Here is a 24886-nt window from a genome sequence, read left to right as displayed (position 1 = left end):
ACACGCTGCTATTCCCCGCGGGTGATGTTGTTGCGTAAGGGCGACTGTAGCCGGACGGGTGAGGGGGGTCAAGGGGGGAGGATGTGCGAGAGAGTCAACGACCGGATTTGAGCCGGTGACCTGCTCGTTAGGTGGGAGCGAGGTTCTCTCCTGCTGTGGATTTACGCGGCGCTCGGGTGGCGTTTGAGCTATCGAAGCCAGTCCCGACACAGGGTCAGACAGACTTCACTTTGCACCTCGCTTTGCACCCATTGGGGAGCTTTGCACGTCGCCTCACTTCTTTTAGTCAGGCTCCAAGCCGATCAACACATACGATATATTCGGCCGCCCCTGCATTTTATCGAATTCAACGCGCTCTCTTACGATAGCCTTATATCTGGCACCGATTACAGCACCATCAACTCGTGTTTGTAGGTCTGGGAAGATGTCGCCTTTGATTGCGTCATCTTGTCCAAGATCCAACTCGAATGTGAGCCTTCGAAGGTTTGCGCCACTTAAGAGACCCACGAGTGCAAGTTCGTTTTCCTCAAACTCGATTGAATCCGTGAAGGCAGATTGTGCTGATGCAGCCCAAGAATGGCTGATTCCAGTATGCTCAAACCCAACTGCTCCACCTGGCGTGGCCAGGTTCACATCCACATCAAGGTGCTCACCGTCGAGCAGTTGAAGGATGTCAACGTAGTGTGAGGCAACACGTGCCTGGACCTTTTGGTATTCGGCTCGAAGCTGAGCAGAATCATCGCCAACGGCCGCAAGCCCTTGAAGGAGTCCGTATGCCCTGAAAGCCAATGATTCAGATGGATCGATTGCCTGTTGCTCAGGTTGCAGCACCATTCGTACCACGAAAGATCCGGGAGGCGTTGCAAGAACACCAAGTTGAGTTTGCTTGGTGATGTCTCTCGCGATAAAGCCGCGAGGCGTCGCCTCACCTTTGGCTGATTGCCCTAGCGCGTCGTAAAAGCGTTGCCACTTCTTGAGCAACTCACCGAGCATTGTTGGGGGAACTGTTGCAACATCTCGACTGTTGTGGAGACGCAGGTCCATCAAGGACTCATTTCGTTTCTCAGCCTCAGCCCCCAGTTCAGACCAGTAGAGTTCGTCCTTCAGGCCTTTGAGCCTGCTCTCATACGCAGCAAAAGCCCCAGATGAGCGAATGCCTTCAGGTATGCCGTGAAGATATGCCTCAAGATCTCCAATCTCCTCCCGGACAACGTGAGCAGGCCTGGGTTCAAGATGGTTGTTACTTGTCACGGTGCCCTCCTATGGTCGCCCAAACACGACCCTTGGGGTTGCTGCTACGGTCCCTGCCAAACCATTTTAGCCAATATCTCATACCCTCGACAGTAACGGCTTGGTACATGGGGTGATCCTCAGGGAGAACGTACACCGGAAAGGCATGAATCCGCTTGTGGTCCTTCTTGTTACCGGGAAGCAGGTCAATGATATCCTTCACTGAACTCAGCGATGACCCGTCCATTCCTGGGACTTCAACCTCCACACAGAAGTCCACGTCTTCAGGATGTGATTTCTCAGTGGTGAAGCTCCCGTTCACTAGTAAGGCAGCGTCCTTGGGGCATCCAGCCCCAACCAAGTCCCGTCGCCGAATTCTCCACACTCGATAAACCTCCGGCCGAGTGCTGAGCGTGTGCCACTCAGCAAAACGACTTCTAAGCTCACCTTCTGTGGGGCGATAGTCTCCTGGTGGGAGATTGCCGTTCCCATCGAATTCAGGAAGCTCACCATCAGATGCCTGTATGGCCTCGGAGAAGGTGTCGTACTTGCACGTCTTCATCTCACCCCCATAAAAACAAGTGGGCAGTTACAATGTCAGGCCTGAATATGTATCAGTACAATCCGAACTGTACAGAAAATTTCGATGCTATGCAGCAGGCTTGCGCTTGCATCTCACAGTAATCCGATCCTTCAGCTTCGCCATCACCCGCGGCCCGGTCGTACGGTTCAGCCGCCCCACCTCCTGCCAGCGCTCCATCCAGTAGAGCTCGAGCCGGCACTGCTCCAGCGTGAGATCGTCGACGCGCTCCAAGGCGCACGCGACGGCGACTTTCGGGTCGGGCGTCAGGCGTTCCAGTATCTGCTCCAGCATATTTGCCTCCATAGGTGTCAGGATAAGGTAAGGATGTCTCTCACCCCTCACTATCGTTTTCGGCAGAAGCGCCCGATTTGTTGCGTACTTTCTGAAGAATCGCGGCGAGAGTGCCGTTGGGGAGGGCTTGCTCTATTCGAGCCGAGTGCAGACTTTTGGAGGTTCACCTTGCGTTTCGAGCCGTCGGACCCACTTTTCTCGAGCACGACGGAATCGCTCGACGTACTCCAGAACATTCGGCACGCCGAGCTCGTCGGCCGCTTGGTCAATGGCGTTGTTCATCGCGTGTCCGTCGATGGGCAGCGCACTCACACGAGCGACCGTACCCGCTAACGACCGGGAACCACGCTCCCCGACGACGCACCCGACCAGGCCGCGCCGAGGGAAGCCGACCTCGAGGCCAGCGAGCTCGCCCATTTGTAGGAGCCCGCATAATTGAGCGGGGACACGTCCTTTCAGGATGACGAGGTCTTCCACCCCGTTGACCTCCTCAACGCATTGCTCAATGTCTTCCGCGGCGCTGCGCGCCGCCTGAGAGGGGAGGGGCGTGGGGCTAGCTGTCAGGCTTGCCGTCCACCGGGGCAAGCCCGGTGGGGCGGAGGGGGATTCGTGCAAGGCGCGGGTCTAGCTGTCAGGCTTTCCGTCCACCGGGGCAAGCCCGGTGGGGCGGAGGGGAGTTCGTGCAAGGCGTGGGTCTAGCTGTCAGGCTTTCCGTCCACCGGGGCAAACCCTCATCCTTCCCCACAAATCTCAAGTCGTTTTGATAAGCGGAGGCGCAAGCCGAAGCGCCACCCCTCGTAGCGTAGCGGAGAGGGGTCTCTTTAGCCCCATGTGACCGAAGGGAACGTGGGGGAAGGGGCCGGGGCGAGCCCGGTGGGGCGGCTGGCAACTCGTGCGGAGCGGGCAGGTTGGCTGCGCGCCTGCTCAATCGATGAAGTCCGCGAGGTGGCGACGACGACGGCCGCGCGGGCCCGACCGCTCCTCCTGGCACGCGACGCAGTAGCGCGCCCACGGCATCAGCTCGAGGCGTTTGATCGGGATCATCTCGCCGCACGCGGCACACTCGCCGAATTCATCCGGGTTGTTGGCGATCCGTTGCAGCGCGACGTTGATTCGCTCGAGTTCGAGCTTGCGATTCTTGTTGCGCCGCGACGCGATCACCTGATTCATCTCGGTGAGCGGCGCCTCGTCTTCGTCGACCTTCGAGCTCGGGTCCTTTTTGACAGGCTCGAATTCGACGTCTCCTGCGCCGATCAACTCGTCGCGCCGAACGATGAGCTTCTCGCGTAATTCTTCGAGTTCTTCCGGTTCCATCGGTCACACGCGAAAAAGTGTACAAGAAAAATCGAAGGGCTGGGTGGTTGATCCGGACCGAGCGGGGCGAGGCCGAAATTGGCCAGCAACCGCGACGGGAGGAGCAACCATCCAGCCCTTCAAGAAGAGCCAACGACCGGACTCGAACCGGTGACCTGCTCATTACGAGTGAGCTGCTCTACCAGACTGAGCTACGTTGGCGTGTGCCCGAATAGGGCCTTCGGCCCAAACGGGAAGCGGTTTATAGGCAAGGTTTGGTTGCCTGTCAAGATATAGAAGTGTATCAAGCAGGGGGAAATTTCCGCGTATTAGGAGTGATGATGATTGCTTGCCCGAAATCGCGTTCGTCATCGGCCTCGCACAAGGTGCTGGCCGGGTTGGCCTTTCTTCTGGCGACTGCCTTCAGTGCGGGCGCGGCGGCTCAGGATGGGCTGCAGCTCGACGTGCAGACGTTCCGCCCGGCGGTGGGGCCGTATTCGATCTATACGGTCGAGACCTCGCCCACGCTGGGTCACCTGGAGCCGACCGGGTCGGTCTTCTTGAACTACTCGAGCGAGCCGCTGGTGCTCGAGCCCGATGCGGGCGGCGAGAACGTGGCGATCATCGACCAGCAGCTGGCGATGCACGTGCTGGCGGGTGTGGGCTTTTTCGACATCGCCCAGCTCGACCTCGAGGTTCCGATCTACTTCGTCAACGACAGCGAGTTCAGTGACAACGTCGAGGGCGGGGTCATCGGGGACATGGCGCTGCGGCCCAAGGTCATGATCTTGTCGCGCGAGAAGTTTCCGGTCGGCGTCACCGGCTTGGTCGACGTGACGTTGCCCACCGGCCGCCAAGAGTCGCTCGTGGGTGACTCGAGCGTCGAGGTCGCCCCCGGGGCGGTGGTCGACTACCGCTGGGAGAACGTGCTCGTGGCGGCCAACCTGGGTGTGCGCATCCAGGAGGACCGCTCGGTGCGCAACATCGAGATCGGGGAGCGCTTCGAGTACGGCCTGGGCGCCGAGGCGGAGTTCTTGAACGGCCTTTTGCTCGTGGGCGGTGAGCTGTACGGGCGTACCGAGTTCGGCGATTTCTTCGGCGACGACGTCACGCCCCTCGAGGGGCTTCTGGGCGCCAAGGTCGTCACCCGCAGCGGGTTCTCGGTCATGGCCGGCGCCGGCGGCGGCATCGTCGGCGGCGTGGGCGCTCCCGAGTTTCGCGGCTTTTTGGGCCTTCGCTACGCCTACATGGAGACCGACTCCGACCAGGACGGCGTGCGCGACGTCGAGGACAAGTGCCGAGGTGAGGCCGAGGATATCGACGGCTTCGAAGACGCCGACGGCTGCCCCGACCCCGACAACGACGAAGACGGCGTGGCCGACATCGAGGACCAGTGCCCGCAGACGCCGGGCCCGGCCGACAATAACGGCTGCCCGGTCGAGGGTGAAGAAGCACCGAAGGGCGAAGAGGGCGCCGAGGCCGACAAGGCCGGCGAGACGTCGATGCCCACCGAGCCGCCCAGCGCGCGCGGCCCCGACGCGGACAACGACGGCGTGGTCGACGCCAACGACCTGTGCCCCGAGCAGCCCGAGGACGAGGACGGCTTCGAGGACAAGGACGGTTGTCCCGACACCGACAACGACAAAGACGGCATCCTCGACGCCGACGACAAGTGCCCCAACGAGCCCGGCCTGCAGACGACCGACGGCTGCCCGCCCGAGGAGCAGAAGGCGGTGCTCGACGGCGACCGCATCAAGCTCACCGAGAAGGTCGTCTTCGAGGCCGACAAGGCGATCATCGACAAGGATTCCTACGACCTGCTCCAGCAGGTGGGCCTGATCATTCGCACCAACCCCGACATCAAAAAGGTCGAGATCGGCGCGCACACCGATCAGGAGAATATGTCCGAAGAGGAGCACCAGATCTTGGCCGAGGCGCGCGCCGAGGCGATCCAGACCTTCTTGGTCGAGGGCGCCAACGTCCCCGCCGAACGCCTGGCCGCCAAGGGCTACGGCGACACCGAGCCGATCATCGCCAGCGAGCTGCCCCAGGCACGTGCGCAGAACCGCCGCGTGGAGTTCAAGGTGCTCGAGCGCGCAGGCGGCGAGGCGTCGGAGCGTACTGAATAGGGCAATCGCTGAACCGGCCGTGGGCACGATCACGGTTACGATCACGGCCACGATCACGGTTACGGCCACGGAGAACGGGCACGGCTACGGAGCACGGAGCACGGAGCACGGGCACGAACACGGTCATGCTCCGTAGCCGTGACCGTGGCCGGTCGTTTCACTGCAACCAACGACAGCAGCCGAGCAAGACAAACGCAAAAAAGCCCCGGCGGGTTGGCCCGCCGGGGCTTTTTTGTGTCCTTCGGCCGTGTCGTTGTCGCGGATGGGCTTGGTCTCACCGAATCCCTTGGCGACGAGCCAAGCGCACGCCGGCGACGACGACGAGGAGCAAAGCCCACGGGAACGGCCGCGCGGTCGTCCCGCTCGTGCTACATCCTCCGTCTGCCTCCTCGAGGCATTGCGCCGGGCGCGATGCCGAGGGCGAGCGTCGTTGAAAGTCAGGAAGATCCGACCGCTCGAAGCACTCCTTGCCACTGCTGGCACTCGTGCCGTCGACCAACCTGATCGTGACGACCTCGACACAAAAAGGACCATCCGCGTCGGCCTCGAATGTGGAGTCGATGACATCTCCCTGCCGGAGAGAATCCTCGAGCCTCGTTCGTTCACCGTTGGCGAGGACCTCGTAGTAAACGAGCGCGCCGTTCTGGTCGTCGGGCAGGCTGACCGTGGCGCTGACGGTGGGAAGGTAGTCGTACGAGAGCGGCCAACAGGTCTCAGAGCTACAAATGCCACACGAGTCGCAGCTTGTCTCGACCTTGCAGCACTCGACGTCGCCGGTGACTTCGGTGACTTTGATCCCGGCGCTCAAGCTGACGGGCTCGAGGGGCGGCATGGGCCCGGACGTCGTCTCGAAGGTCGCCGTCTCGTCAATCGTCCGCAGATCCTCGTCGTAGGGGTGGGTCGCCTGAATCGTGACCGTATAAGAAGTCTCGGGCGCGAGCTGCGCATCGGGCTTCCAGATGAGAATGGCCTCGCCGCTTTGCCCGGGAGGTTGGTCGTTTTGCGAAGGCGAGAGGACGAGGGCGGTCACTGTTCCCTCCACCGCGTTGCCTCCACTGTCCACCACGTCGAAGCTGGGGAGGTTGTCGGTGGCGCTGACTTCCCAGAAGTAGGCGCGTGCCGAGACGACGCCGTCGGTGGGAATCGGCTGGGACACATGGGCTCCCTCCGAGGTCAAACTCCACCCTGACTGCGGCGGCGAGCAGGCGTGGGATGGGCTCGAGGTCAACGAGACGAAGCCGACCGAAAGGAGGGCGAGCGTCGTGATGATGATGGCCTTTTCGGCGAGTACGAACTTATGCAGGCACATAGGCCCCCCTTCGTCGATGTTGGGAGTCAAATAGCGGGTGAGGTGTAGTATTAGCCAACGCGCCATTGCTTTTCCAGCAGGTGGACTACAGGAGAGCTGAGTGCAATTACGGAGGACTTTCGTCTTTCGGTGCGAGTACTTCCAGCGCTCGCAGACGAGGGCAAGATGCCCCCGCACCGAAAAGAAGACGAGGGCAAGGTGCCCCGGCACCGAAAAGAAGACGAGGGCAAGATGCCCCGGCACCGAAAAGAAGACGAGGGCAAGATGCCCCGGCACCGAACCCATATCGTCAAAATCTTCCGTGAATCTACGTAGACGCAAAAAGGCCCCGGCGGAGGAATCCGCCGGGGCCTTTGGTGTGTGTGGAGCAGTTGCGCGTTAGTTGCGCTTCTGCTCGACGATGACGAACTCGACGCGTCGGTTCTTCGAGCGGCCTTCGGCCGTGTCGTTGTCGCGGATGGGCTTGGTCTCACCGAAGCCCTTGGCGACGAGTCGGTCGGCGTCGATGCCGCGCTCGACGAGGTAGCCCATGACCGCTTCAGCGCGACGCTGCGACAGGTCCTGGTTCATCTCGTCCTTGCCGCGGCTGTCGGTGTGGCCTTCGACCCGAACGCGCGTGATCTCGGGGTGCGCCTTGAGGATGGAGGCGACCTGGTTGAGCACGTTGTGGCTGCGCTTTTGGATCGTGGCCTTGGCGGTGTCGAAGTAGACGCGGTCGAGGATCTCGATCTTCTTGTCGGTCACCTTGACCTTCGACTCACCCTTGTCGGGGCAGCCGTCTTCGTCTTCGAAGCCGTTGATGACCTCGGCCTCGCCGGGGCACTTGTCGTCGGCGTCGGCGATGCCGTCTTTGTCGTTGTCGGTGTCGGGGCAGCCGTCCTCGTCCTCGAAGCCGTCTTTGTCCTCGGGCATCTCGGGGCACAGGTCGTCTGCGCTGGCGATGCCGTCACGGTCGGGGTCGTTGTCGGGGCAGCCCTCTTTTTCGGCCAGGCCGGCGGTGTCGGGACATTTGTCCTCGGTGTCGGCGATGCCGTCTTCGTCGTTGTCGAGATCGGGGCAGCCGTTTTTGTCCTCGAAGCCGTCTTTGTCTTCGGCGGTGTCGACACACTCGTCGTCGACGTCGGCGATGCCGTCCTTGTCGTTGTCGAGATCAGGGCAGCCGTCGCCGTCTTCGAAGTTGTCGATGTCTTCAGCCTGCTGGGGGCACTGGTCGTCGGCGTCGACCAGCCCGTCGTTGTCGCTGTCGATGGGGCCTGCCGGCTCGGGCTTGGGCATCATCGCGTAGTCGAGCGAGGCGAAGAGGCGAAAGTCGGGCGCGCCCACGCCGCTGCTCAGGCCGGGGCCGCCGCCGAGTTGGGCGCTCATGCCCTCGGGCAGGCCCAGGTGGGCGAGGTTGGCCTTGAGGCCGGCCAGAAGCTCGAGGGGGCGGCCGGTGACGTTGTCGGCGGTCGCCTGCAGGTCCTGGGGGTTGCGGCCGTCGGCCAGGGTGTAGCTGCCGAAGACGCTGCCCACGGCGGTGAGCCACTCTTCGCGGATGGGCGCCTCGAAGCCAAAGCCCCAGCGGAGCTCGTCTTCGGAGACGTGGTTGGCGGCCACGCGCTCGGGGCGCATCTGGTAGGCGGCGTTGGCCACGACCATCAGGCCGCCGTCGACGCGGTAGTCGAAGGCCAGCCGCGGCTCGAAGCGCACGGCGCCATCAGACAAAAAAGCCGAGTCGTTTCCCACCGGGAGATACAGCGGCGCGATGAACGACAGGCCCACGCCGGCGAAGCTCTCCGGGTCGAGCACGCGCACCTTCGGGATGACGCGCAGGTCGGCCAGGCCGAAGTTGTCGACGGCGGCCGGACCGTCGAGTTGCGCGGCGCCGTCGCTGCCCTGATAGAGGGCCACGGGCAGCACCACGCCGATCTCGGCGCGGTCGAACAAGCCTAGCCCTAGGCCGAGCTCGGCCTTGAGCTGGCTGTCGATGACGCGGCTGGCCAGCGACTCCTCGCCGTTTCGCACCTCGTGGAGGGTGAACGGGTCGTCGGCGAAGTGCAAAAAGAGGCTCGCCGAGGGGACCAGGTGGGGGAGCACGTCGGAGCGGGCGATGTTCAGCGTGTTGGTGTGCTGGGAGTACATCGGCTCGAAGTGCTCGGCCTGGAAGGAGGTCGAGAACTCCTGGGCGTGTACGGGCTGGGCGGCCAAGCCCACGCCGCCGGCCACGACGAGCGTGGCGGCGAAGAGGGCGGCCTGGCGGCGGCGCCGCCACAGCAGGCCTGCGCCCAGGGCGAGCACGACCATCAGACCGGTCGGCGCCGGGGCGCCATTGCCGGAGTTCGAGCAGCCGCCGGCGACCTTGTAGTAGACGTCGTCGGAGTCATCCGACGGGTCCAGGTAGTTGGGGATATCGTCGAGGTCGTCGTCGGCGGTGCCCTCGTCGATGTCGAGCACGCCGTCGTCGTCCGAGTCGGTGTCGAGGAAGTCGGGGGTGCCGTCTTCGTCGGTGTCGACCGGCTCGGTCTCGGTGTCGTCGTCGCCGGCCTCGTCGCTGTCGCTCAGGCCGTCGTCGTCGCTGTCGAGGTCGCGCCAGTTGCCGGTGCCGTCGCCGTCGGCGTCGTCGCTCGTCTCGTCGGAGTCGAGGATGGTGTCGCCGTCGCTGTCGAGGTCGAGGGCGTCGATGGTGCCGTCGCCGTCGGTGTCGACGGCGTTGCCGCCGTCGGTCTCGACGCTGTCGTCGATGCCGTCACCATCGGAGTCCGACACGGTCGGGTCGGTGCCCAGATCGCGCTCGTCGCCGTCGATGATGCCGTCGCCGTCGGTGTCGGCGATCGTCGGGTCGGTGCCCAGGTCGGCTTCGTCGCCGTCGAGCACGCCGTCGCCGTCGGTGTCTTCGAGGGTCGGGTCGGTACCCAGGTCGAGCTCGCTGCCGTCCAGAATGCCGTCACCGTCGGTGTCGCCGGCGTTCGGGTCGGTGCCCAGGTTGACCTCTTCGTCGTCGGTCAGGCCGTCGCCGTCGCTGTCGACGCCGTCGTTGTCGTCCTCGGGATCGAGCGGGTCGCCTCCGTTGGAGACCTCGGCGCCGTCGGACAAGCCGCCGTCGTCGGTGTCGCCGTCGTTCGGGTCAGTGCCGTGGTCGTTGACTTCCTCGCCGTCATTGAGGCCGTCGCCGTCGCTGTCGGCGTTCGTCGGGTCGGTGTTGTGGTCGTTGACTTCCTCGCCGTCGCTCAAGCCGTCGCCGTCCGAGTCCGAGACGTTCGGGTCGGTGCCCGCGGTCGTCTCTTCCTCGTTGGTCAGGCCGTCGCCGTCCGGGTCGGCCAGGGGGCCGTCGGTGTCGTCGGCGTCGAGGTAGTTCGGAGCGCCGTCGCCGTCGACGTCGCCGCGGCCTTCGGTGGTATCGTCGGCGCCGTCGCCGTCGGCGTCGGTGTCGAAGTAGTTCTCGTAGCCGTCGCCGTCGACGTCCTGGTCGCCCAGGGTGGTCGAGTCGTCGAGTTCGTCGGCGGTCAAAATACCGTCGTCGTCATCGTCGGTGTCGCGCCAGTTGGGCGTGCCGTCGCCGTCGATGTCCTCGTCGGCGGTGTCGTACATCTCGTCGATGTCGAGCACGCCGTCGCCGTCCGAGTCATCGTCGAGGGCGTCGATGGTGCCGTCGTTGTCGGTGTCGGTGGCCGAGCCGCCGTCGGTCTCGACGAAGTCGTCGATGCCGTCGCCGTCCGAATCGGCGTTGTTGGGATCGGTACCCAGCGTCGTCTCCTGGGCGTCGGTCAGGCCGTCGCCGTCGGAGTCGACGAGCGTGGAGTCGTCGCTGCCGTCGAGCGGATCGGTGCCCGAGTTGACCTCGGTGCCGTCGGGGACGCCGCCGTTGTCGGTGTCGGTCAGGGTCGGGTCGGTGCCGTGAGTGTTGACTTCGTCGCCGTCGGACAGGCCGTCGCCGTCGGTGTCGGTGTCGTTCGGGTCGGTGCTGTGGTTGTTGACCTCGTCGCCGTCGGTGAGTCCGTCGCCGTCGGTGTCCGGGTTATTCGGGTCGGTGCCCGCGGTCGTCTCCTCGGCGTTGGTCAGGCCGTCGCCGTCCGGATCGGCCAGGGGACCGTCGGTGTCGTCGGCGTCGAGGTAGTTCGGGATGCCGTCGCCGTCGACGTCGCCGCGGCCTTCGGTGCCGTCGTCGGTGCCGTCGCCGTCGGCGTCGGTGTCGAGCCAGTTGTCGCCGCCGGTGGTGTCGACGTTGTTGTCGCCCAGCGCGGTCGAGTCGGTGACTTCGTCGGCGGTCGGGATGCCGTCGCCGTCGTCGTCGGTGTCTCGCCAGTCGCCGATGGTATCACCGTCGGTGTCGCTCGTGCCTTCGGCCGAATCGGTCAGCCCGTCGTCGTCCGAGTCGGTGTCCAGCGCGTCGATGGTGCCGTCGCTGTCGGTGTCGGTGGGGTTGCCGCCGTCGGTCTCGACGAAATCGTCGATGCCATCGCCGTCGGTGTCGGTGTTGTACGGGTCGGTGCCCAAGTTGGATTCGGTCGAGTTGAGCAGCCCGTCGCCGTCGGCATCGGCGTCGGGACCGTCGGTGTCATCGGCGTCGAGATAGTTCGGGATGCCGTCGCCGTCGACGTCGCCGCGGCCTTCGGTGCCGTCGTCGGTGCCGTCGCCGTCGGCGTCGGTGTCGAGCCAGTTGCTTCCGCCGGTGGTGTCGACGTCGTTGTCGCCCAGCGCGGTCGAGTCGGTGACTTCGTCAGCGGTCGGGATGCCGTCGCCGTCGTCGTCGGTGTCGCGCCAGTCGCCGATGGTATCGCCGTCGGTGTCGGTGGCGCCTTCGGTCGAGTCGGCCAGCCCGTCGTCGTCCGAGTCGGAGTCGAGGGCGTCGATGGTGCCGTCGCTGTCGGTGTCGATGGCGCTGCCGCCGTCGGTCTCCAGCCAGTCATCGATGCCGTCGCCGTCGGTGTCGACCGCGCTGTCGCTGGTGCCCAGCCCAGCCTCCTCGCAATCGGTCAGCCCGTCACCGTCGTTGTCGATGCAGGCGGTGCTGCAGCCGTTGGCGTCACAGGTCACCGGGTCGCTGGCCGCGCCGCTGAGCGTGGTCACCCCGCTGGGGGCCATCAGGTCGGCGGCGATCGATTGTGCGTTGTTCGAGCTGCCGAAGATGAGCGTCAGCTGTGTGCTGTCGGTGATCCCCTCGGCGGCAAGGTCGGCCTTGTTGATCGCCCAGTCGGCGAACCAGTCGGGCGTGCCGTTAATACTCGAACTCGCCTGCACCGCACGGGCGTGCGTGGTGATCGAGTAGGTGGCCAGGAGCACTTCGGCCGAGTCGCTCGGATCTCCGATCTTGCTCTGGACGGTGTTCTTCCAGAGGTTGACCTCGTCGGGGTTGGCGATGCCGTCGAGCATCGCCAAGTACTCGTAGTTGTCGAGGTTGCCGTCGGTGTCGAACTCGACCGCCCAGCCGAAGGGCCGGTAGGTACCCGAGTTGGTCAACGGCGACTCGTCGAGGCGCAGCCGGAAATAGTAGTGCGTCGCGTCGGCGTAGATGTACGCCGGCGGGTTGTTCGCATCGCTGACGATGTCACGCTCGCCGTTCGCATCGCCGATCGGTTCGTTGATCGGCGAGCCGTTCTGCGTGACCTCGACCCAGTCACTGTCGGGGGGGAAGGTCTGTGCATCGGCGGTCGATGAGCCCAGTAACAAACCTGCGCATGCGATACTACTGACAACGAGAGCGCGACTTGCCGAAGCGTGCCGCCGCCCAAATCTGGAGTAAACCACTGCCTTTCTCCTAAATCTTTATCTATTTACAACAACTCGAGCTGTTTTGCGTATGAGCCTTGAAGGACTCGTCTGAATACAGGTGGTAACGCACAGATGCTAGTTGAAAAAAATATATTAAACAAATTTACTACGTACCTTTGTCGAAGCTGTTTCTGCCCTGATTTTCTCGGAGATCCCACTGTTTACGGTCCATATGCTGTGAAACAGCGGCTGGGCGACAGGCCGGCTCGACCGAGAAAGAGGGAGTGCGGAGGCCGGGCGGGCGTGAGGACTCTGCAGCATACGCTCTAGTAGCCCACCAGTTTGCAGCGGCGTTGAATACGACTCAGGCGCGCATCATTTCCAAGAATGCCTTGGCCGCCGGGCTCTGAGTGCGGTCGCTGGCGTAAATTACGGCGAGTTCGCGCGAGATGGGGTTCTCGACGCACCGAAGCCCCTCTTGTTGTTCGCCGAGCGCGAATTGGCTGACGAAGCCCGAGCCGATGCCCTGGGCGACCATCTGCTTGATCGACTCGATCGAGCGAAGCTCCATGACGATGTCGACGTCGATTTGGGCATCTGAGATGCGTCGGTCGATGATGTCGCGCACCGCCGAGCCAGCTTCGAAGAGTACCAGCGGCATGCCAGCCAAGTCGGACCACTCGAAGGAGTCGCGGGCGTTGGCCTCGTGGGCGGGCGGTACGATCAGGCGAAGCTCGTCTTCCTCCCACGGTTCGACCTCGAGCTTGGACGAGGCCGCCGACGAGCCCGATGGGAGCTTGATGGGCAGAGTGACGATCCCCAGGTCGAGATCCCCGGCCAAGACGTCTTCGACCGACTGCTGGCTCGACTGCTCACGCACGAAGAAGCGAATGCCGGGGTGCTCGGCGTGAAAGCGTCCCAAAATGGGCGGGAGCAGATAAGTGGTCGCGGTCGCGCCGCCGCCCACACTCAACGAGCCCTTTTCGAGGCCGGCGAGTTGGTCGAGGGCGAGGCGGCCGTTTTCGAGATGGAGCAGCGACTCCTCGACGTACTCGCGGAACAGCCCGCCGGCCTCGGTGAGCACCATGCCGGTGGGAGTGCGGTCGAAGAGCCGGTGGCCGACTTCTTCTTCGAGCTTCGAAATCTGCGCGCTGACGGCGGGTTGGGTCAGGTGCAGTTGGCGCGCCGCACGGGTCATGTGGCCCTCGCGGGCGACGGCGAGGAAGGCTCGGAGTTGGTTGAGGTCCATTGGGGCTCCTTGCTTGCTGAGGCCCCCCATCCGCCTCGCGCTGTAAGGCGCGCGAGGCACCTTCCCCCAGGGGAAGGGATGTCCTTGCGGGGCGCTAGTCTTCTAGTATTTGGACGGTTTGCCAGAACAGTTGTTGGGCGCGGTCGTGCTTGGTCTCGAGGTCGTCGAGGTCGCGCACGAAGTGGAGCGCCTCGACCTTGTCGGCGACGTCGGTCGGGAAATCTTCGCGCGTGTAGCGCCGTCCGAAGTCGTAGCGCGAGCGACGATAGCGCATGCCGAGCACTTTGATGAGCGGCGTGAGCGTCAGGCCAAAATAGAAGTTGAGCGCGTCGAGCGGTCGGCCGCGCTGGATCTCCTTGTCGACCATGCACTGCAAAATTTCGAAGCGCACCTTCGTGTCGGCCAGGTCGGCGCGCATCTTGGCGCGGAACGCTTGGGCGTCGAACTCCGCCGGTTTGATCAGGCCGACTTTGTCGAAGACCGGCACGGCCAAACCGTGGCGCTCTGGCACCAGAAACCGCTCGTGGGAGCCACGTATCATGACCACCAGGTCGATCAGCAGGTGGTCGGGGGCGTCGACCAGTCGATAGAAGCGCTGGGCGTGACCGTGCCAGGTCGGCTCGGGCACTTTCCAGACGAGGTCGATGGGCGAGAGCCTGGGGAGCGCGGCTTCGACGGTGTCGAACACCGCGTCGACGTTCTCCTCCTCGCAGACGACCACCGCGTCGATATCCGACCACTCGTCGGATTCGCCGCGGGCGGCCGAGCCGCCTCGCCACATAGCGCAGACGCCATCTTGGGGTTCTAGAACGGTTTTGAGGAGGGCTAGGATTTCGTGACGGGTGACTGGCATTGGGGACTCCGGGGGCGACGTGTGTTGACTTGTAGAGTCTGCGCCCGGGCGTTGAGTTTTTGGAGTCACAGTATGTCACGAGTTGGGGGTGGGACGTGGCAACTCCTTGCTTTTTGAGGCCCCCCATCCGCCCTTCGCTTCGCTACGGGCACCTTCCCCGGGGGGAAGGGCTGCCTTAGCGCGTCTGAACCACGTTGCTTTCCGCAGGGTCATCCCTTCCCCTGGGGGAAGGTGTCTGGCGCGAAGTACAGCGCCAGACGGATGGGGGCCTCACAAAGCTACGCCTTCATAATGGATATTTATCACCAAAATAAAATCAATCAATTTACATTATGCCCGTTCGGTCCCTATAGTTCCTCCCGATTCAAGAAGTAGCTTTCACAACCTGGCCGTTACCAACGAGGAGATCATGACCGATTCGAAGAATCAGTGGAACGCCAAGAAGAAGTTCCAGTCCGACAAGGGCGAGTATGTGGCGTATAGCCTCAAAGCGCTCGAAGAGGCTGGCCTTGGCGAGATCGACAAGCTTCCGTACTCCATCAAGGTGTTGTTGGAGTCGTGCCTGCGCAACCTCGACGGCCACACGGTCACCGAGGAGCACGTCAAAGCGCTGGCGGGCTACAACGCCAAGGACGTCGGCGAGCAAGAGGTGCCGTTCAGCCCCGGCCGCGTGGTCCTGCAGGACTTTACCGGTGTGCCGGCGGTGGTCGACCTGGCTGCCTGCCGTAGCGCGATGGACCGCTGGGGCAAGGACACCTCCAACGTCAACCCCCTGAGCCGCGTCGACTTGGTCATCGACCACTCGGTGCAGGTCGACGAGTTCGGCAAGCCGCAAGCCATCAAGATCAACAGCGAGATGGAGTTCAAGCGCAACCAAGAGCGTTACGAATTCCTCAAGTGGGGCAAGCAGGCGTTCTCGAACTTCTCGGTCGTGCCGCCCGAGACCGGCATCGTCCACCAGGTCAACCTGGAGTACCTAGCCAAGGGCGTGCTCACCGAAGAGCGCGACGGCGAGCAGGTCGCGTTCCCCGATTCGTTGGTGGGTACCGACTCGCACACCACGATGATCAACGGCCTGGGTGTGACCGGCTGGGGCGTCGGCGGCATCGAAGCCGAGGCGTGCATGCTCGGCCAGCCGATCTTCATGCTGATCCCCGAAGTCGTCGGCTTCGAGCTCACCGGTGAGCTCAAAGAGGGCACGACCGCGACCGACCTGGTCCTGACGGTCACCCAGATGCTCAGAAAGCACGGCGTCGTGGGCAAGTTCGTCGAATTCCACGGCCCGGGTCTCGCCAGCCTGACGCTGGCCGACCGTGCGACCATCGCCAACATGGCGCCCGAGTACGGCGCGACGATGGGCTACTTCCCGATCGACCAGAAGACCCTCGACTACCTGCACCTGACCGGTCGCGACGAAGACCAGATCGACCTGGTCGAGAAGTACACCAAAGAGAACGGCTTCTGGCGCGACGACAACTACGACATCGAGTACAGCTCGAGCCTCAAGCTCGACCTGGGCGACGTCGAGCCGAGCCTGGCGGGTCCGAAGAACCCGCACGAGCGCGTCATCATGAGCGAGATGCAGGGCGACTTCCGCATGCACTGCGAGAAGACGTTCAACAAGCCCGAGAAGACGACCGCCAAGGACGTCGAGTTCCGCGGCAACACGTTCGACTTGACCGACGGCGACATCGTCATCGCCGCGATCACCTCGTGCACCAACACCTCGAACCCGGCCGTGATGATGGCCGCCGGTCTGGTGGCGCGCAAAGCCAAGGCGCTGGGCCTCAAGGCCAAGCCCTGGGTCAAGACGTCGCTCGCTCCCGGCTCGCGCGTGGTCACCAAGTACCTCGACGACGCCGACCTGACCAAAGACCTCGAGGACGTCGGCTTCTTCACCGTCGGCTACGGCTGCACGACCTGCATCGGTAACTCCGGTCCGCTTCCGGAGCCCATCGAAAAGGCGATCATCGACGAAGATCTCGTCGCCTGCTCGGTCCTGTCGGGTAACCGCAACTTCGAGGGTCGCGTCAGCCCCTATACCAAGGGCAACTACCTGGCTTCGCCGCCGCTCGTCGTGGCGTACGCGATCGCCGGTACGACCGACATCGACATGTACAACGACCCGATCGGCCAAGACCAAGACGGCAACGACGTCTTCTTGAAGGATATCTGGCCGTCGAACGAAGAAGTGCGCGAGGCGATCAACCAGTTCGTCAGCCGCGACGACTTCACCGAGAAGTACGCCGAGGTCTACGAAGGTCCCGAGGAGTGGCAGAAGCTCGACGCCCCCACCGGCCAGACCTTCGCCTGGAGCGACGAGTCGACCTACATTCAAGAGCCGCCGTTCTTTGTGGACATGGGCCTCGACGTGCCCGAGATCGAGCCGGTCAAAGGCGCTCGCTGCCTGGCCAAAGTCGGCGACAACACCACCACCGACCACATCAGCCCGGCCGGCGTCATCCCGACCGACAGCCCGGCCGGCCGCTACCTGATCGGCAAGGGGGTCGAGCCGAAGATGTTCAACTCGTACGGCTCGCGTCGCGGTAACGACCAGGTCATGACCCGCGGCACCTTCGGCAACGTGCGGCTGAAGAACCAGCTCGCGCCGGGCACCGAGGGTGGCTACACCACCTACCTCGGCCCCGACGAAGAGGCCGAGAATCCGCCCAAGCTCAACTACACGTCGGACTACTCGCCGAGCAACGGTGAGCAGTGCTTCATCTACGACGCGGCTGTGAAGTACATGCAGCATCGCATCCCGACGGTGGTTCTGGGCGGCATCAACTACGGCATGGGCTCGAGCCGCGACTGGGCGGCCAAGGGCACCTTCCTTCAGGGCGTCAAGGCGGTCATCGCCAAGTCGTACGAGCGTATCCACCGCTCGAACCTCATCGGCATGGGCGTGCTTCCGCTGCAGTTCCAGGACGGAGACACCCACGAGTCGCTGGGTCTGACCGGCCACGAGATCTACGACATCGACGTCGACGACAATCTCGAGCCGATGTCGGAAGTCTGGGTCACCGCCACCGACCCGGAGACCGGCGACAAGAAGGAGTTCTCGGTCGACTGCCGCATCGACACCCCGGCGGAGCTGGATTACTACCGAAACGGTGGTATCCTGCACATGGTCCTTCGCCGTATGGGTAATGAAGCCTAATGTAACCGACACAGCAACCGATGCTGCGCGACGGGCCCCCTTTGTCTGGGGGCTCGTCGCGTTCTTGGTATGCGCCGAGGCGATGCGCCGCTGGATTACCGGCTCGGTGCCCGCCGATCTGAGCGCGTATATTGCCGCGGCGGACGTGTTTGCGCGCGGCGAGAACCCATACGGGCCGGCGCTCTTCGAGTCGGCCCATTATGACGGCTTCGTCTACGTCTATCCGCCCGGCACGTTGCCGCTCATCGAGCCGTTTTCCCTCCTCTCCTCCCGCCTGATTTCGGCCGCCGACGTCGTGGTGCGCACCGCCGCGCTCGTCTTCGCGTTGCGTTGGGTGCGCCGAGCTCTCGACCTGGCGCTGCCCACCGCGTGGCTGGTGCTGCTCGCCTTTTTCTACCAGCCCGTGCTCGTCGACTTCATGGCCGGCAATATGACCACCTACATGTTCGGAGCGTTCGCCGCCTGCATGTGGATGGCGTACGACGAGCCCGAGTGGTGGCACCCGCTCGCCGCCGTGGGGCTGGGCGTGGTGCTGGCGTTCAAGCCGATGTGGGGGCTTCCGACCGGGCTCGTCTTGTTGGTGCGCGGGCGCTACAAGCTCGCCGCGGGCCTGTTGGCCGGAGCGAGCGTCGTCGCCGGGTTGAGCTTCGTCGACTGGCACGGCGAGGTGCTCGTCGACGCGTGGCTGGCGCGCGTCGCGGCAGTGCGCGAGCACTACCGCTCGGCCGACCTGCTCAGCCTCGCGCCCGGGTTGCTCCCCGTGGCTGCGCTGACCTGGCTCGGCGCGGGCGCCTGGTTGGTTCGCCGGCGCGGCCGCCAAGACGACATGCTCTGGTTGTGGGCGTGCGTCTCGCTCTTCGCCTGGCCGCGGCTGGGCACCTACTCGTACGTGTTCGTCTTGCCGGCGCTCGGCTTTTTGTGGACGCGCTGGGGCTGGCGCAAGGCACTGCTCGTTGGGCTGGTTGCCTTCGGGCCGCTGCCTTGGATGATGCGCGCCTTCCACCTCGACTTCGCGCACCTCGTCCTGCTGTTCGTTTGGAGTGTGGTCGTGGCCATCGCAACGGGCGTCGAACTCACGCGCAAGGGCGGAATGAGGCCGAAGACAACATTGCCGAGTCATGTTGAAAAATAGCCTCCGTCCGACTATCCTAAGGTCATTCGATTCATCGACATATGAGGAGCAGCGTGACGGTCCAGCAGGACAGAAGCGGCGGAAGCACGATGATTGGGTTGGTGGCGCTCGTATTGGTACTCGCCGGCTGTGGCGAGCCGCAGCTTACGCGCCATTTTACCGACGCCGGTCGTACCGCTGACGCCACGCTCGAGCCGGGAGACGCCGGCGACGCCGACGCTGCCGACACCATCAGCGATGATGACTGGTACGACGCCCAGGACGAAGTGGTCGCCCCGTGGGTCCACGAGATCGATCTGGAGACGGCCAAGGATGCGACGATCGAGCCCGACCGGGTCAGCTGGCCGCTTCCGGAGTACGACTATATGACCGAGTGGGAAGTTCGGGACATCATCTGGGCCCCGGTCTCACACGCTTCTTATGCCATGGCCCGCGTGATCTTGGAGATCGAGCAGAAAGAGACCGAGATCATTTTTTACACCCGCGACGCCACGCTGGGTGAGATTTATGCCAAATCGCGCGAAGACGCTGGCAACTAATGATGATTGCAGCTGGATGACTTCAAGGAGCCGAAAGTGGCTAAGAACGTGACAAGCGTGGGCACGGCGTCGTCGGCAGGGCGCCTGGGCTCGAGATTATTGGTCTGTTGTTTGGCTGCCTTCATGTTGAGCGCATGCGGCGACTCGCAAGTCTTTCGCATCTTCTCGGACGAGTCGAGCGAGCCCGCGCCCACCCAGTTGGACGCAGGCAACGCGGGAGCTGACGCAGCCGCGGCCGACCCGATGTCCGACCAAGAGTGGTACGACAGCCAGACCGAAATCATCGCCCCGTGGGCTCATCGGGTCGACAAGGACGTGATGCTCGACGCGGCCATCGAGTCCGATCGGCTCAGTTGGCCGCTCGACGGCTACGAGTACATGGTCGAATGGCAGGTCGGCGACATCATCTGGGCGCCGCTCGACGACGCCAATTTGGCGGTGGCGCGGCGTGTGCTCGAGGTGGAGACGACCGACTCGCAGGTCACCTTCTACACCAAAGACGCCCGTCTCCCGGCCGTCTACCTCAAGAGCCACATCGAGATCGACTCCGAGACGCGTGGCATCCAGTGGACCGGGGAGTTCTCCGCGGACGAAGAGGAGGGCGACTACCGCACGCAACGCCAGGAGTTCTACGCCTCCGAAGAGGACATCCACCACCAGATCGGCACCGACACGCGCAAGTACGGCTTCTGCGCCAAGGCGTCCGGCAGCGGGTTCGAGGCGTGCGCCGGGGCGAGGTTGGAGTGCCCGTCGGATTACAACGACAACAATGACATCTGCGCCAACGACCGCTTCGAGCCGGGCCAGAATGTGCGTCAAAAGCCCCTGACGGGCGACGTGCAGTGGGGCGTGTCGATGGAGTTCAAGCCGCGAATCAACTACAACATCTACAAGTTGTTGGCGATCATCGACATCACCGACATGAGCTTGTTCCAGCTCGAGTACGACGCCGACGATGACATCTGCAAATGCATCGTGCGCAACTGGAGCGACGACCTCGAGCGCGTAGCCAACTACTGCGACCACTACGACGACGAGCTCGACGCCGCCCGCGTCTCCGAGCTCAAGGCTGACTGTCAGGGCGAGGTCGCCTACGCCAAAATCGAGATCGCCGGCGGCGCGAGCATGGAGCTCAAGGACTTCACCCTCAAGGCGTTCCAGGCGATGAACGTCGAAAAGGAGTACGTCCTCTTCCAATCGGTCCCCTTCCCGCTGGGACCCACCGGCTTTACCGCCCAGTTCACCGTCAACTTCAAGCCGAGCTTCCAATTCGAGACCAGCGGCGAGCTGCACTGGAGGAATGCGCCCAACGGACCGCGGTTCGGCTTCGACTTCGGCTTTGGCTTCGAGCACGACGAGGACAACCCGGCGAGGTTCTACGAGGTGACCCACGGCGACGAAAACAGCACCTCGCTCCCCTCACCGCAGGTCGACTTGACCGGCGCCAAGGTCTCGGTGGCCACCGATATCGGCGTGGGGCTGAAGGTCGCCTTCGCCGCCGTGGCCGGCATCGAGCTCAAAATCGGCGCCAAACCCGAAGTCGGTGTCTCGTTCGGGGCCGAAAACCTCAACGGCACCCCGCAGACGGTTTGCCAACCCTTCGCCAAGATCGGCGCGACACTCGGCTTCAAGGTCTTTGCAGGCATCGGTTTGTTCAACTGGGACCGGTCGTGGAACCTCCTCGACACCTGTGCCAAGCCCGACGACAGCACCGTCTTCGGCAACTATTTCGGGCTCGACATGCGCGACTATGCCTGTCTCGACTGGAAGGGCGAGAACTTCTGCAACAACCTGTCGGCCCGCTACATCCGCCTGCGCGGCACGGGCGACCCCGGCGGCACGATCTACAGCGGCCAGCGCGTCGACCCGGACGGCATCGAGATCGACACGATCTACATTCTGCGTGGTGACGACCAGGTGATCCGGCCGACGAGCATCATCAGCGGCCCGTCGACCTTCCCGCTTGGCTCGGTCAACACCGCCACCGATTTCGACGTGTGCAACTACGGAGATTGGCCCGACAAGGTCGGGACCTTCCGGCCCGGCGAGGACGTGGTCATCGAATTCGCAGAGCCGATCAGGCCCGGCGACAAGGTCGAGATCTTTCGCCAGGGCTTCCCGTTGAGCCAGGGCAGTCGAAACGAGGACGGCGACACGATCATGTGCCGTCCGAGCGGTGATTTCGATGTCTATGTGACGGATGCCGCGGGCAGCCGCGGCAAGAAGGTCGGTTCGATGACCGACTACCTCAACAACCAGGGCGTCTCCTTCGATATCGACCCCGGCGACTTCTGAGTTCCGTCTGGAAGCGCAGATACAAAAACGCCCCGAGCAGTTGGACTGCTCGGGGCGTTTTTACGTGGAGGATGCTGGAATGCTCGTCGACGCCTACTCTTCGTCGAGGCCCGACACGCACAGCGGCGCCGGCGGCGAGCAGAATCGGTCGCCGTTGGCGTCGCTCGAACACGCGCCCGACAGGCACTCTTCGTCGTCGAGGCAGGCTTGGCCGTCTTGCTTTTGGGGGATGCACTTGTCGTCGAAGACGTCGCAGTACAGTCCGGTGGCGCACTGGGCGTCGAAGCAAGGCTCGTTCTCGGCGGCGCGGGTCACGCAGGTGCCGAACTCGTCGCCGGGTTGCTCGTACTTGCAGACCTCGGTGGTGCACTCGTAGTTCTGCTTGCAGCGTCCTCCCTCCTCGACCTCGGGGATGATCATCTCGATGCAGCCGGGCAGGCGGGTGCGCGCGGGGCTGAGCATCGTCCACTCGCTGCAATCCTGGGCCAGGTAGGACTCGGCGCAAAGCTGGGCCATGCCGGCGTCGAAGGTGATGCGGCCTTGCTCGATGGAGGTCGTCAGGTTGGCCAGGTGAATGCTGGTGGGCACGGCCGACTGGAAGTCGGTGCATTCGGCCTCGTCGCCGTCGATGCCGAAGCGCTCGTCGAGCTCGGTGGGCGAGCAGCAACGGTAGAGCAGCGAGCACTCCGCTTCGATGAGCTCTTCCTGGGTGCTGGCGAGCGTGGGATCGATGATCTGGTCGCCGTCGGCGCTGGACGTGCCGTCGGTGCCGGCGTCGGCCGTGCTCGGTTCCTTGGCGTTCTTGAACTTATCGTTGGACTGCGAGCAGCCGCAGGCGAGCACAACGCCCGCGATGCAGAGCCACTTGAAGTGCGCTGAATGGAGTTTGGTGCGGTACATCACTGACAGACTCGACTATCCAAAAATGGAGGTTGGTTCATCGGGCGCGCGGTTCTCATTGGTACACGTAATCGAAGAAGACACTTTGCGAACTCTGGGCCGGCTCGAACTCTCCGCGCATCTCGAAGCTCTCGCCGGTGTCGGTGCGGAACAGCAACTCGTAGGAGGCCGTCTCGTCGTCGGTACCGCTGGCGTTGACCACCCAGACGCGGAATTTGTCGCCGGCAGTCACCCGACTGATCGCCGCGTGCTCGATGAACGGCGGCAATTCGCCGCCACCGCCAGTGCCCAACTCCCAGTGGCAGTTGGTGTTCCGGCCGCAGCTGATCTGGTCGAGCGTCGAGCAGTCGACGGTGCTCCCGTCACACCATTCGGTGGTCGTGGTGTTCCAGTTGCACGACGAATTATCATTACAGGTCTGTTCTTGCAGGGCACTGCACTGAGCTTGGTAGACGCCCAGGCACGTCTTTAGGCCGAAGTGCGAGAAGAGAAAGCAGCTGTCGATCAAGGCGCACGAGTTCTCGTCCAGACCGATGCACGAGGAGGTGTAGGTTCCACCTTCGCACGTGCCGTTGGTCTCGGTCTGGTATTCACACGGTTCGGGGCAGCTCCCGCCCGAGGGCGTTTCGTTGGGACAGTCGACGGCGATGCCGCCGGCGCACTGGCCGATACAGCTGTCGCAGTCTTCGCCGCCGCCGGAGGTGTGGGTCAATTTGCCCTCCGAGATCACCGGCGTGGAGGCGCTGAGCTCTTCGCCCGACGGCGTCTCGACGCGCAGGTCGAGGTCGACGGCTTGAGACCACTTGAGGGTGACCGAGAAAGGCGTCTCCTCCACGCAGCGGTTCTTGCCCACAAGGCACATGCGCCCATCGGGGCAGTCGGCGTCGCTGATGCAGGGGGATTCGTCTTCGCCGACCACATCGTCGGTCACCCCGCAGCCGTTCTCGCCGGTGAAGAGTTGGTCGACGGCGAGGTAGTCGCGAAAGTAGCTTCGGTAGCGCTCACCCTCGCGCAGGGTGGTGCCTTCGACCGAGCTGGTGGCCTCGTAGGGGCAAAACGGCGGCGAGACGTTGGCGTGGGTCTCGTACAGGAGCTTCAGAGGCGTGGCGCGCGCCTTGTCGACGCCGCCTTCGACGAGCTTGACGCCGGCCAAGAGGGCGGTGCGGAAGCTGATATTGGGCGTGCCGCTGTTGAGTTGGTGTTCTTCGATGCCGTCGAACATGTCGTGGGCGTCGCTGGGCTCGAGGGCCGAGCAGCGATTGCCCACCGAGCACTTGTAGCCGGCGAAGACGTAGCCGTCGCCGTCGAGGCCGACGTCGACGCTTCCCTGACCGGTGGCGGTGACGTCGTAGAGCAGGCGCAGGTCCGGGTTCATGCGGTAGGTCTTGCCCATCACGTCGAACGACAGGGTTTCGTTGACCACCGGAAGGGAGCGCGCCTCGCGCAGGCTCGTGGGCCCCTGGGTCTCGACGGTCCAGTCGACGTCGACGTCGGCCCAGCCGGAGACTTGGAACTCCTCGCTGATGATCTGGCCGCCGAAGAGCACCAGGCGCAGCCGGATCGCCGGCTCGAAGCTGATGCCGCCGGCGGTGGCGTCGACGGTCAGGTTGGCGTTGGAGACATCGGCCTGCGAGACCGCGCCGAGGTCGGCCGACAGATCGAGGCTGCCTAGCTTCTCTTCGGTGTCGAGCCGGATGGGCCTGCTTCCGTCGGGAATGCACACGCCGCGGTTGTCGACCGCCAGTTGATAGCAGCGGCGCACGATGCGGTCGTTTTGGTAGAGGTGGCCGCTGCGCACGCGGATGTCGATGGTGCCGTTCTCGACCACTTCGCCCAGCGCAGCCTCACGGGTGTGCAGCACCAAGCGATCTTCGAGGTGCTCGACGCGCTCGATGGCACGCCAGAAGCCGTCGCCCACGTCGCTGATGAGCACGTCGCCGGCCTGCAACTCGAGCACATCGGAGGGGATGGGAGCGCCGAAGACGAGGGAGTCGTCGCGAATCTCCAGGTGGGCGACGCGCTCCGTGTCGAGCCAGAAGACCCGCTCGGCCAACTCGAGGTCGTCGGAGACAGGCGGTGTGACGAGCGCGCGGGTCGCGTCGACGGCCGGCGGTGCCGACGGAGACGCCGCTTCACCGCAGCCGCCCAGGAGCAGCGCTGCGCCGAGCGCCACCAGCAGGGAGCACGATCCACGTCTGGCCACATGATACATTGTATTTTTCATGGGTCGGCTTC

The 24886-nt window shown here is 63.9% G+C and carries 16 protein-coding genes and 1 tRNA gene; 6 read left to right on the top strand and 11 right to left on the bottom strand.

From position 1 onward, the window contains the following. Positions 1 to 282 precede the first annotated feature (282 nt). The 5 genes from FIV42_RS08155 to FIV42_RS08130 form a co-directional block, all read right to left on the bottom strand. On the bottom strand, positions 283 to 1251 hold the full coding sequence (locus FIV42_RS08155) for a hypothetical protein (protein ID WP_141197193.1): 969 nt from the start codon (positions 1249 to 1251) through the stop codon (positions 283 to 285). Beyond that, positions 1241 to 1792, bottom strand: coding sequence for a DUF6932 family protein (locus FIV42_RS08150; protein WP_141197192.1), 552 nt, complete (start codon positions 1790 to 1792; stop codon positions 1241 to 1243). Before FIV42_RS08150 ends, FIV42_RS08155 begins: the two co-directional genes overlap by 11 nt. Before the next feature lie 87 nt (positions 1793 to 1879). Beyond that, positions 1880 to 2104, bottom strand: a complete 225-nt coding sequence (locus FIV42_RS08145) for a hypothetical protein (protein ID WP_141197191.1) — start codon at positions 2102 to 2104, stop codon at positions 1880 to 1882. A gap of 924 nt (positions 2105 to 3028) precedes the next feature. Continuing rightward, complete coding sequence (locus FIV42_RS08135) at positions 3029 to 3418, bottom strand: TraR/DksA family transcriptional regulator (RefSeq protein ID WP_141197189.1); 390 nt, start codon at positions 3416 to 3418, stop codon at positions 3029 to 3031. A 127-nt stretch (positions 3419 to 3545) separates the two neighbouring features. Beyond that, positions 3546 to 3619, bottom strand: a tRNA-Thr gene (locus FIV42_RS08130). Positions 3620 to 3738: 119 nt separating this feature from the next. Here FIV42_RS08130 and FIV42_RS08125 point away from each other — a divergent pair. Next, a complete protein-coding gene (locus tag FIV42_RS08125) occupies positions 3739 to 5526 on the top strand; it encodes an OmpA family protein (RefSeq protein WP_168210496.1) in 1788 nt (595 codons plus the stop codon). 274 nt (positions 5527 to 5800) lie between these two features. Here the strand turns inward: FIV42_RS08125 and FIV42_RS08115 are convergent, their stop codons facing one another. After that, positions 5801 to 6835 (bottom strand): hypothetical protein, encoded by a 1035-nt coding sequence (locus tag FIV42_RS08115; protein WP_141197187.1) that lies wholly within the window; start codon positions 6833 to 6835, stop codon positions 5801 to 5803. Positions 6836 to 7000: 165 nt separating this feature from the next. On the opposite strand from FIV42_RS08115, the gene FIV42_RS30055 reads away from it, so the two are divergent. Next, positions 7001 to 7150 (top strand): hypothetical protein, encoded by a 150-nt coding sequence (locus FIV42_RS30055; RefSeq protein WP_168210495.1) that lies wholly within the window; start codon positions 7001 to 7003, stop codon positions 7148 to 7150. A 63-nt stretch (positions 7151 to 7213) separates the two neighbouring features. On the opposite strand, the gene FIV42_RS08110 is transcribed toward FIV42_RS30055, so the two are convergent. The 3 genes from FIV42_RS08110 to FIV42_RS08100 form a co-directional block, all read right to left on the bottom strand. After that, positions 7214 to 12481 carry an OmpA family protein gene (locus tag FIV42_RS08110; RefSeq protein ID WP_141197186.1) on the bottom strand — a complete coding sequence of 1756 codons (5268 nt, stop codon included), beginning with the start codon at positions 12479 to 12481 and terminating at the stop codon, positions 7214 to 7216. Between the two features lie 406 nt (positions 12482 to 12887). Further along, a complete protein-coding gene (locus FIV42_RS08105) occupies positions 12888 to 13772 on the bottom strand; it encodes a LysR family transcriptional regulator (protein ID WP_168210494.1) in 885 nt (294 codons plus the stop codon). A 94-nt stretch (positions 13773 to 13866) separates the two neighbouring features. Further along, positions 13867 to 14625, bottom strand: a complete 759-nt coding sequence (locus tag FIV42_RS08100) for a nucleotidyltransferase domain-containing protein (RefSeq protein ID WP_141197184.1) — start codon at positions 14623 to 14625, stop codon at positions 13867 to 13869. A gap of 409 nt (positions 14626 to 15034) precedes the next feature. Here FIV42_RS08100 and acnA point away from each other — a divergent pair, with 409 nt between their 5' ends. From acnA to FIV42_RS08080, 4 genes are read left to right on the top strand one after another with little or no spacing between them, the layout of a single operon-like run. Then, the gene (gene acnA / locus FIV42_RS08095; protein WP_141197183.1) at positions 15035 to 17785 is read left to right on the top strand and encodes an aconitate hydratase AcnA; all 2751 of its coding nucleotides are present in this window, start codon (positions 15035 to 15037) and stop codon (positions 17783 to 17785) included. Beyond that, positions 17775 to 18917, top strand: a complete 1143-nt coding sequence (locus tag FIV42_RS08090) for a glycosyltransferase family 87 protein (protein WP_141197182.1) — start codon at positions 17775 to 17777, stop codon at positions 18915 to 18917. Before acnA ends, FIV42_RS08090 begins: the two co-directional genes overlap by 11 nt. Before the next feature lie 53 nt (positions 18918 to 18970). After that, a complete protein-coding gene (locus tag FIV42_RS08085; protein ID WP_141197181.1) occupies positions 18971 to 19456 on the top strand; it encodes a hypothetical protein in 486 nt (161 codons plus the stop codon). A gap of 36 nt (positions 19457 to 19492) precedes the next feature. After that, complete coding sequence (locus tag FIV42_RS08080; protein ID WP_141197180.1) at positions 19493 to 21751, top strand: hypothetical protein; 2259 nt, start codon at positions 19493 to 19495, stop codon at positions 21749 to 21751. A gap of 93 nt (positions 21752 to 21844) precedes the next feature. Here the strand turns inward: FIV42_RS08080 and FIV42_RS08075 are convergent, their stop codons facing one another. After that, positions 21845 to 22651 carry a hypothetical protein gene (locus FIV42_RS08075; protein ID WP_141197179.1) on the bottom strand — a complete coding sequence of 269 codons (807 nt, stop codon included), beginning with the start codon at positions 22649 to 22651 and terminating at the stop codon, positions 21845 to 21847. Positions 22652 to 22706: 55 nt separating this feature from the next. Beyond that, a complete protein-coding gene (locus FIV42_RS08070; protein ID WP_141197178.1) occupies positions 22707 to 24875 on the bottom strand; it encodes a hypothetical protein in 2169 nt (722 codons plus the stop codon). Between the last annotated feature and the right edge of the window lie 11 nt (positions 24876 to 24886).

It is taken from the genome of Persicimonas caeni, from assembly GCF_006517175.1.
Taxonomy (GTDB): domain Bacteria; phylum Myxococcota_A; class Bradymonadia; order Bradymonadales; family Bradymonadaceae; genus Persicimonas; species Persicimonas caeni.
Note: the sequence above shows the minus strand (reverse complement) of the source record. Positions and strands in the feature narration are given on the sequence as shown.

Coding starts and splice junctions, on each gene's coding strand:
- FIV42_RS08150 (WP_141197192.1), bottom strand. CDS start 1,792: ATGAAGACGTGCAAGTACGACACCTTCTCCGAGGCCATACAGGCATCT.
- FIV42_RS08145 (WP_141197191.1), bottom strand. CDS start 2,104: ATGCTGGAGCAGATACTGGAACGCCTGACGCCCGACCCGAAAGTCGCC.
- FIV42_RS08135 (WP_141197189.1), bottom strand. CDS start 3,418: ATGGAACCGGAAGAACTCGAAGAATTACGCGAGAAGCTCATCGTTCGG.
- FIV42_RS08125 (WP_168210496.1), top strand. CDS start 3,739: ATGATTGCTTGCCCGAAATCGCGTTCGTCATCGGCCTCGCACAAGGTG.
- FIV42_RS08115 (WP_141197187.1), bottom strand. CDS start 6,835: ATGTGCCTGCATAAGTTCGTACTCGCCGAAAAGGCCATCATCATCACG.
- FIV42_RS30055 (WP_168210495.1), top strand. CDS start 7,001: ATGCCCCCGCACCGAAAAGAAGACGAGGGCAAGGTGCCCCGGCACCGA.
- FIV42_RS08105 (WP_168210494.1), bottom strand. CDS start 13,772: ATGGACCTCAACCAACTCCGAGCCTTCCTCGCCGTCGCCCGCGAGGGC.
- FIV42_RS08100 (WP_141197184.1), bottom strand. CDS start 14,625: ATGCCAGTCACCCGTCACGAAATCCTAGCCCTCCTCAAAACCGTTCTA.
- acnA (WP_141197183.1), top strand. CDS start 15,035: ATGACCGATTCGAAGAATCAGTGGAACGCCAAGAAGAAGTTCCAGTCC.
- FIV42_RS08090 (WP_141197182.1), top strand. CDS start 17,775: ATGAAGCCTAATGTAACCGACACAGCAACCGATGCTGCGCGACGGGCC.
- FIV42_RS08075 (WP_141197179.1), bottom strand. CDS start 22,651: ATGTACCGCACCAAACTCCATTCAGCGCACTTCAAGTGGCTCTGCATC.
- FIV42_RS08070 (WP_141197178.1), bottom strand. CDS start 24,875: ATGAAAAATACAATGTATCATGTGGCCAGACGTGGATCGTGCTCCCTG.